The following is a 9,112-nucleotide window of genomic DNA, read 5'->3' as shown; positions in this document are numbered from 1 at the left end:
GCGAGAGGGACTTTTTGCGAAGGCGTCAATATTGAAAAACCTGAAACTTGACGAAAATGCAGAGAATAAGCCATTTGTGCAATTCGTGTAATTTGCAGTTTCAACAGTGAAAAGAGTAAAATTATGTTAAAAGAAATTATCATACCAGACCTGGGGGAAGGTATTGACACCGTTGAAGTTGGTGAGATCAATATTAAACCGGGTGATCATGTAGATGTAGGAGATATCCTGGTTGTCCTGGAAAGTGATAAAGCTTCCATGGAGATCGAAGCTGAAGAAGCCGGTACTATCAAGGAAATTCGGATTACATCAGGATCTGAAGTAGGAACCAATACTATTCTGGCTATTCTCGAATTGGATCAGGTCGATGAATCCGAACCAGCTGCGCAACAAGAGCAGAAAACAGAGACAATGTCTGCTGTGGAGGAGCAACCTCAACCCGTAGAAGAGGAAATCCCCCAGACACCCATTGAAGCACCGCAAACCAAGCGTAAAATTGTTTCCGCAAGCCCCTCGGTGAGACGCTTTGCCCGGGAACTGGGTTGTGATCTGAATCAGGTTATTGCAACGGGTCCCAAAGGTCGTGTTCTCAAGGAAGATATACAAAACTTCATCAAAACGAGACTCACCGGTGCCACTTCACCAACTGCGATTGTTCCAACTCAACCTGAAATTGATTTTAGCCAGTGGGGTGAGATCGAGACAGTTCGTTTAAGTAAAATTCGTAAGGTAACGGCAGTTAATCTGCAACGAGCCTGGCAAACCATTCCCCATGTTACTCAAATGGATGAGACTGATATTACAGAGTTGGAAGCATTTCGCCAGGTATTCAAACACGCTGTAGCCAAAGAAGATGGCAAGCTATCCATTCTGCCTTTCATCATGAAGGCTGTAGCTCTTGCTTTAAAGGAATATCCTGACTTTAACAGCTCTCTGGATGCCCGCGGTGAAAACCTGATCCATAAAAAGTACATCCATTTAGGTATTGCTGTAGATACTGAAGCCGGTCTTGTCGTTCCGGTTATTCGTGATGTGGATCAGAAAAGTTTAAGTCAATTAGCTGTGGAGCTGGTTGATGTCAGTAGGCGTACCCGCGAACGTAAGATCAAGCCTGCTGAGCTGATCGGGGCAACCTTCACTATCTCAAGCCTGGGGGGAATTAGTGGAACTGGTTTCTCACCCATTGTGAATCCCCCACAAGTGGCCATTCTGGGAGTATCCAAGTCCAAGATGAAACCAGAGTGGAATGGATCAGAATTTTTACCTCGTCTCATGCTGCCTTTTTCCCTGTCCTATGACCATCGGGTCATTGATGGCGCCTCGGCAGCCCGTTTTACCAAATTCATTGCTGAAGAATTAGCAGCGATCAAAGATTTAGTCTAGTTTGGAGTTATAAGATGTCCAAAAAAATACATGCTGAAGTGGTTGTCCTTGGAGCTGGCCCAGGGGGCTATGCTGCTGCCTTTCGGGCTGCCGATCTGGGAAAAAAAGTGGTTCTCATTGATAAGGATACCTCACTGGGTGGGGTTTGTCTGAACCGGGGTTGTATTCCTTCGAAGGCCTTGCTCCATCTTGCCCGTGTTAAATCTGAAAGTGCTGAGGTCCAAAGCTTTGGACTTACTTTTCCAGAACCGAAATGGGATCTGGAAGCAGTCAAGGAGTGGAAGAACAAAAGGGTTGTTGGTCGCTTGACCAAAGGGATCGCTGCCCTGGCAAAAGCCCGCAAAGTTCAGGTTCTCACAGGATCAGGAGTTTTTACCACTTCCAACACCATTAAAGTAACCCAAGTTGAGGGGAGCACCGAAGTCACTTTTGATGATGCCATTATTGCTGTGGGTTCGCATCCCACCAGAATCCCTGGTTTTCCTGATGATCCCCGGATCATGGATTCAACCTCTGCACTGGATCTGGATGGGATCCCGGAAAAATTAATGATCGTTGGGGGTGGGTATATTGGCCTGGAAATGGGTACGATCTATTCTGCCATGGGGTCTGATGTAACGGTGGTTGAGTTTATGCCCAACTTACTTCCTGGGGCAGATGCCGATGTGGTCAAACCACTTTTGCAGCGTTTGAAGAAAGATTTTAAGTCAATTCTAACCGGAACCAAAGTAAACGGAGTCGTTGCTCATGCAGATTATCTGGCTGTCACTATCGAGGGCGCTGATGGTATACAGACCATGGAAGTCGATAAGATCCTGATTGCTGTTGGTCGCAAACCAAATACCCATGGAAACGGTTTCGAGACAATTGGTTTGAAGATTGATGAGCGAGGCTTTATCAAGGTGAATGAAAAGCGCCAGACCAATGTTGCCCATATATATGCCATTGGAGATATCACAGGCGATCCCATGTTGGCTCATAAAGCAACCCATGAGGGAAAGGTTGCCGCAGAAGTGATCTGTGGCGAACCAGCTGCTTTTGATGTGTCTGCTATTCCAGCAGTGATCTTCACTGATCCAGAAATAGCCTGGGCTGGACTCACTGAAACCCAGGCAAAAGAGCAGGGCGTTGCTTATGATAAAGGTGTTTTTCCCTGGTCTGCCAGTGGGCGAGCACTGGCTCTGGGGCGAACCGAAGGTTTTTCCAAAGCCCTGTTTGATAAGGAATCAGGCAAGCTGATCGGAATGAGCATTGTGGGAACCAATGCCGGTGATCTGATCGCTGAAGCTGTACTGGCCATGGAAATGGGTGCTGATGCGGAAGATATTGCGTTGATCATTCATCCTCATCCCAGTCTTTCAGAATCTGTGGGAAATGCAGCCGAAATTGTAACGGGGAGTATTACGGACTTGTTTGCACCAAAAAAATAGTTTATCAAGGGGGCCGATGAATCAACCCAGGAACTACGGTACCGATGACAGTGTCCCTAAAATTGTATTCGGAAAACATGAAAAACGGGATGGACGTGTGTTAATGCCAATTTCTGTAGAAGTTCATCACTCCCTGTTGGATGGCTTCCATGTTGGATTATATTTTAAAGGTTTTCAACAGAGTATAAACGATCCGGAAACACTTCTAGAGGGTTAAATATGCAGTATCAGTTGATCGATCATGGGACAAAAGCCTATGAACAATCATTGAATTTGCGACATCAGGTTCTAAGAGTTCCCCTGGGCATGGATCTTTTCGATGGCTCTTATGATGACCTGAGTGAGGAGTCTCGCTACTATCATTTCGGTGCTTTTAATGACGAGGGAAAATTGGTGGCCAGTATCCTGGGAATACCCATTTCCATTCATGAGGTGCGTGTCAAACAGATGGCCGTGTTTGAGGATTTACAGGGACAAGGGGTCGGAAGAAACCTTTTTATGATCTTTGAAGCGTATCTTCTTGATCTGGGTTTTGAATCATTCGTACTCCACGCGCGTAGGACGGTTCATGAGTTCTATCTGAACCTGGGTTATGAAATCCAGAGTGATGAATTTCAAGAGGTTGGGCTGCCCCACTATAAAATGCGAAAAACTTTCATTTCAACCTTCGATTGACCATGTTCTATTACTGCGATATGAAATCCTTCCATCGTCGCGCTCTTTCATAAAGACGAGTATAAATGTTAGGACTTCAGTTAGTACCAGCCGCTACTCTTATGGTTGAGTTTTCAATCCCCGTTTAAAAAACCAGTAAACCGGCAAACCAGAAATAATTAAGATAAAGCTGGCGATTACTCCAGCTGTGGGGAAAGCTTGAAATGTTCCAAAAAGCAACAGAACCTGAAATAAAATAGAGAGAACCGCCATGGACCGCCAGGCCGGACTTTTGAATACAGGCTTATAGTCCTCACGCTTCTTCAACCAGAAAATAACGATGTAAATGATCAGGTTCTGCAAAATGTAAGAGAGGGTGAAGTAGCCCATCAAAGCTTCTATCCCGCCTATAAAGACCATGATGATCGCTAATCCGGATTGAATCAAAATTGAGTTAGCCGGTGTGCCAAAACGGGGATGGAGCTTACCAAATATGGGAAAAAATAATCCGTCCCGGGCAATGGCATATTCGATTCGAGGTTGAACCATGATGCAGGCATTTGTAGCACCTACCATTGAAGTGAATGCGGATAAAGCCAGAAATCCGGCAGCAATACCGGCAAACCAGGGTAGATAGCGGAAGGGATTGGCAAAGCCCCCAGCCTGGTTGATCAGTTCGTCGTGGGGTACCAGGGCTCCAGTGGCAAAAGCGACAGACACATAAATAAAAGTGACAAAGATCAGACTGCCAATCAGGGCTTTGGGCAGAACCTTCCCCGGGTTTTTGACTTCACCGGCCATATAGAGAATGTTGGGAAAACCAGCATAACTCCAAACGGTTGCTGCAACACCAGCGCTAAGCAGGATAAATAGAGAAGCAGGCTGCTCCAGACGAGGCTGCAAAAATAGCTCTGATGAGTTGAAGAAGAAGAATCCCAAACCGGTCAACATGATCAGAGGAGCTACCTTTACTATGGTGAGGACCAACTGTAACCGGCTACCCTGAATAATACTACGAACATGAACCAGGGTGAGTAGCAGAATGATGACGCTGGCCCATATACGGGTATGCAGCGGGTTTTGCAGAATAGGAAAAAACAGATCAAGAGCAGAAACTGCCGCTATGGCCAGGATCGTAATTGATGGTGTATCACTAGTGAGAAAAACAGTCCAGACGTACAGGAAAGCCAACGGGGGGCTCCCGGCTTTTTTCAAGTAGAGATAGCCAAAGCCTTGATCTGGATAAGCTGTCCCCATTTCAGAGAGTAGAAATATTTGAGGTAACCAGATCAAACCGCCGATCAGCCAGGCGACCACAGCCAACATAGGACTGCCCGTGGCTTGTTGCACCAGGGGCAGTTGGATAAATACACCAGATCCAATAACTGTCCCAATAATGAGTGCCAGGGCATGAGACAAGGACAGTCTTCGCTTAAGAATTGACATCAGAACTCTATTTCAGTAGCAGACATTTACCTGAAACTACCTGCCGATCAAGGGTTGCTCGAAAAAGGTAGACCCCACTGGACAGATCTCCTGGCTCCCAGTTAAGGGCTAAATTGCCAACGTAGGTTTCCTGCTTGATATAATCCACTTCCTGACCATCAACGCTATACATGCGTAATTCCAGAATCCCCGGTTGATGAATGGTAAACAGGAAACGGGTACGGGCATTGAAAGGATTGGGAAATTGGTGCTCCAGGTTGAAGTTTTCAGGACGAGCTGTCGGTGAAGGGGCAATGGGCGAGCTGATAAAATTTACGGTGAAATCATCCAGGAAAATAGTCCCGGAGTCTTTATTATTATCATTTGTTTCAGCCAGGTAGATTTTTTTCCAGGTCAGGGGGAAACTCAAACTGGCATTGGGATTACCCCAATGTGGAGTGGCTTCTGATATGGGAATGATCAATTCGCGCCATTCATTATTCCAGTCGATCCCAGGTGAAGACAAGGTAAAATTGATTAGAAATTTGTCTCCTGTGGCATTTTGAAATTCTCCCCGTAACCAATGGCCGGAATTATCACCATAAACTTGAAGAGAAATAGATTCAGGGGTTCCAGAGACCGGAATAGTGCAATTCAAATAGAGCGCGCTGGTACCACCGGTGGTCAAACTATAATCCAGTCGTCCTGATGTAGGAGCCGAAACGAATTGGCTGTTATCAGCTGTAAAAGCACACTGATCAAGATTAACGCGTGTGCCGCTGAGACTGTAATTGTCAGTAGTTGTAAAATCGTCCAGTACCACACTTATAGAACTCCCCACCACCAGGGGGACAGACGAACTGATACCATGAAATGAAGCCTGAATAGAGCCGTTTCCAACATTTTCAGCAGTTACCTCACCGCTGGGTGAAACAGAGGCTATTTCAGAGGAAACCAACCAGGTGTATGCTTCAGGTTCTACCTGTAGCAGGTGACCAAAACTGTCATGGGCGCTGGCTGTCATCATTTGGATCTCACCTACTTCCAGGATGACCGGATCTGGCTCCAGGCTGAGGGTGGAAATATCAGTTACATGCACCAGGGTGGAATCAACAATGTCACCAATGCTCACCGTCACAAAGCCCTGGGTCGTTTCAGTAGCAGCGGTAAAAAGACCAGTGGACGAGATAGTCCCGATGAGAGGGTCACAAAACCAGCTCAGGGAATCACTGTTAACAGGTAGAGGGTTGTAATATATATCCGAGCCCGTGACTGAAAATTGCAGTTGGGTTTCGACCAGAGAGTAGGTTTCCTCCCAGGGTAGATTCAAATACTCCAGGGGTCCTTCTGGAGCCATGGAAATTGCCATGAGGGCATTTGAGACCGATCGTTCTCCACCGCCATCAGAGGGGCTGTTGGCAACGCTACCTCGAATAACCATGGTGGTTGAACCACCGCCATCCAGGTTCATTCCCTGATAAACACCCCATTCCAACATATAATCAGCCAGCTCATAGAGGCTCATGCCGGCACTATATCCGGCTTGACGTCCATCGACAGTGAAAAAGTAAACTCGTGTACTGTCCGCTGAAAAGCCAACAGCCGTGCGGGGATGCCGATCATGAGCAAAACTGTAACTGACTGATTCAGCCTCCCATTCCACACTCCGGCTGCCATTCCTGACAATGCGAGGGATACCGCCGACTAATTCCTTGATAATGCCAGAGTCAGGGGTCAAGTTTAATTCAATGCTCAGTGTATCTCCCACAAAAATATGGTCATTCAGAAAATCACGGGCTAAACCGTGTCCGGACAGGATTGCTCCTCCAGTTGAAGGAATGTACATGTTGCCATGTCCCGCTTCCAGGCTGCTGTCTTTGACTGTGACGACGGCAGCAATGGGAGCGTTTACCCCCAGGGGTGGCTCGAGGTATTCCAGCCGGATCTCAGTGCCCCATTGATTGGTTCCCGTAGCAACACTAAAATAGTGGTTATAGAGTACCAGCGCATTGTCCAGGCGTTCTTCATTTATCCCGGTGATGGCAAAGGTCAGACTATCCTGTTTCATTACCTGTCCATTATAGCTAACTACATTGGTAAGGGGGCGTTTGTCTGTTGTAAGGGCAAAAGTTGAGCGGTAGGTTGGGCGTTTCAGGAGTGTTCCATTGATGATCTGTGCGCCGATAGTGATGCCGCTGCCATCATAAAAATCTGCATTAATTGCACCGACCACCTGGTGACCAGGATAATCTGAGCGTCCAGCCATGGAGGATGTTCGTTCAAAACCGGCAATGCGATTGCTGGCTTTCACTGTTTCCAAAGTATTCAGAGTATCAGTAAGGTCGACTTCGAGCACATGAAGGTGCCAGGGACCTGCTGACCGGTATTCGTGATGATGAATCATGCCGGGACCCACAGGTGTACTGGTTAAAAAGTCTGCATACATCTGAGTATTGGCCAACAAAATAAAAGCAGTAAAAAGAAGTGAGAAACGCATCATATAATCCCCAAATTTAAATTTGCTGAAAAACTAACATGGATAGGCTGGAAACAAATACAGATTAGCTCATCCTGCGTAATAATTGACACGAAGAAAAAAGACATGCTCTTCTTTGGAAGCATCCGTTTACATTAAACGATTAGATATAAAGGGGATTTATTATGATTACTGAAGCAGAGAAAATTGAAATATTAAACAATGCAAAGAGATGGTTCACAGATACTGTTGCAAGTAACCACATAACAAATACTCTCAAATTGGAAGATGTTAAAAAATTTAAAGTAAACCCATTCCTTTCAAAGTATTTGGCAAACTATTTAACAGGAAATGCGGATCCTAAAAGCATTGCAAGAGCATTAATATATCCGAGAGTATTAGGTACTTCCATTACTACATCCTTCGGTACTAACATTCAGAAATTTACAAGTAATGTCCTTCCTGCTTTTGGGAGTACTACAAGTGGCATAGATATAGAATTTGTAGACCAAGTTGATGGAACTAAAAAGTACTGCCAGCTAAAAGCTGGTCCCAATACAATTAATAAAGATGATGTTGAAACAATAGCTGGACATTTTAATAATGTTATTCATTTAGCTAGAACTAATGGAATTAGCTTATCCTATGGCAATTTAATAGTTGGTGTAATATACGGAGATAACAGTGACTTAAGCTCTCATTATAATCGAATATTATCTCAGTATAATCATCCTGTTTATGCAGGAAATAATTTTTGGACAAGATTAACTGGAGATGAACGCTTTTATTTTGAGCTTATTGACGCGATTGGCTCAATTGCAATAGAATCTGACTATAGTAAAGAGCTTGAAAGAGTGATAGAAAAGCTAGCTAATTCTAGGAGTTTTAGAAAATATTTTGCTTTTTGAAGTGCTGAATTGGTTAATCGGAGATTTCCTACGTATCACTATATAGATACATACTTATGGTATTTGTTTAGGAACTTAATAATGGAATATCCAATTTCTTTTCCCATGTTGACGGGAACGGCATTGCCGATCTGCTTGTATTGCTGAGCAATTGAACCTGAGAATGTCCAGTCGTCTGGGAATGTTTGAATTCTTGCGTACTCCCTTACAGTAAATGGCCGGGTTTCCTCTGGGTGACACCGTTCAGTTTGCTTTTGCGCAGGACTACATGTGAGAGTCAAACAAGGTTCATCCCAGCCAATTCTTCTTGCCATTCCTGTTTTCCCGCCCCCTAAGTAATAGCTACCGCCCATGTATTCTTTTTGCATTTCTACAGATAAATCCCTCCAATACCCCTTTGGTGGTATGCGGTCGAGTACGTCATGTTTGTATTTCGGGTAGCTTGCACCATCGGAATATGGTACATCAGAATCATACAATGAGCCTTTCTTTAAAGCATCCTGAAGCGTAAACTCTTTATTAAGTGGCTTAGGATATTCGAAAGAAACATCCACATCTTCGCGTATCCCAACAAGAATAAGTCGTTCTCTTTTCTGTGGTACACGAAATTGAACAGCTTTTAGTATTTGTATTGGCGCAACTCGATAACCTATCTCATGAAGAATAGATATCATGCCATTTATTGTTCTACCTTTATCATGGCTTAAAAGACCCCGAACATTTTCTCCAATGCATATGGGTGGCTTCACCTCATTCACAACTCTTGCAAACTCGTAAAAAAGCGTTCCACGCGCGTCATTAAAGCCAAGTTTTTTTCCAGCATAACTAAATGCTTG

General features: G+C 44.8%; 8 protein-coding genes. 5 read left to right on the top strand and 3 right to left on the bottom strand.

Annotated elements, in window-relative coordinates; all coding sequences use genetic code 11:
* Nucleotides 1-123: 123 nt before the first annotated feature.
* From U9Q77_11735 to U9Q77_11720, 4 genes are read left to right on the top strand one after another with little or no spacing between them, the layout of a single operon-like run.
* Nucleotides 124-1,383, top strand: a complete 1,260-nt coding sequence (locus U9Q77_11735) for a 2-oxo acid dehydrogenase subunit E2 (GenBank protein MEA3288027.1) — start codon at nucleotides 124-126, stop codon at nucleotides 1,381-1,383.
* Between the two features lie 14 nt (nucleotides 1,384-1,397).
* Entirely contained in the window at nucleotides 1,398-2,813 is a 1,416-nt protein-coding gene (gene lpdA, locus U9Q77_11730) for a dihydrolipoyl dehydrogenase (protein ID MEA3288026.1), read from the top strand.
* Between the two features lie 16 nt (nucleotides 2,814-2,829).
* Entirely contained in the window at nucleotides 2,830-3,030 is a 201-nt protein-coding gene (locus tag U9Q77_11725; GenBank protein MEA3288025.1) for a CatA-like O-acetyltransferase, read from the top strand.
* Between the two features lie 2 nt (nucleotides 3,031-3,032).
* A complete protein-coding gene (locus U9Q77_11720) occupies nucleotides 3,033-3,488 on the top strand; it encodes a GNAT family N-acetyltransferase (protein MEA3288024.1) in 456 nt (151 codons plus the stop codon).
* A 99-nt stretch (nucleotides 3,489-3,587) separates the two neighbouring features.
* On the opposite strand, the gene U9Q77_11715 is transcribed toward U9Q77_11720, so the two are convergent.
* Both U9Q77_11715 and U9Q77_11710 read right to left on the bottom strand, forming a co-directional pair.
* A complete protein-coding gene (locus U9Q77_11715; GenBank protein ID MEA3288023.1) occupies nucleotides 3,588-4,913 on the bottom strand; it encodes an amino acid permease in 1,326 nt (441 codons plus the stop codon).
* Between the two features lie 7 nt (nucleotides 4,914-4,920).
* A complete protein-coding gene (locus U9Q77_11710) occupies nucleotides 4,921-7,392 on the bottom strand; it encodes a phosphodiester glycosidase family protein (GenBank protein MEA3288022.1) in 2,472 nt (823 codons plus the stop codon).
* Between the two features lie 161 nt (nucleotides 7,393-7,553).
* On the opposite strand from U9Q77_11710, the gene U9Q77_11705 reads away from it, so the two are divergent.
* On the top strand, nucleotides 7,554-8,276 hold the full coding sequence (locus tag U9Q77_11705) for a PmeII family type II restriction endonuclease (GenBank protein MEA3288021.1): 723 nt from the start codon (nucleotides 7,554-7,556) through the stop codon (nucleotides 8,274-8,276).
* A gap of 38 nt (nucleotides 8,277-8,314) precedes the next feature.
* Here U9Q77_11705 and dcm read toward each other — a convergent pair.
* On the bottom strand, nucleotides 8,315-9,112 hold a 798-nt coding region (gene dcm / locus U9Q77_11700; protein ID MEA3288020.1), incomplete at its 5' end, for a DNA (cytosine-5-)-methyltransferase.

The organism is Candidatus Neomarinimicrobiota bacterium (genome assembly GCA_034716895.1).
In the GTDB taxonomy this organism is placed as follows: Bacteria; Fidelibacterota; UBA8477; order UBA8477; family JABMPR01; genus JABMPR01.
The sequence above is the reverse complement of the archived record's forward strand: the minus strand, read 5'-3'. Positions and strand labels throughout refer to the sequence as shown.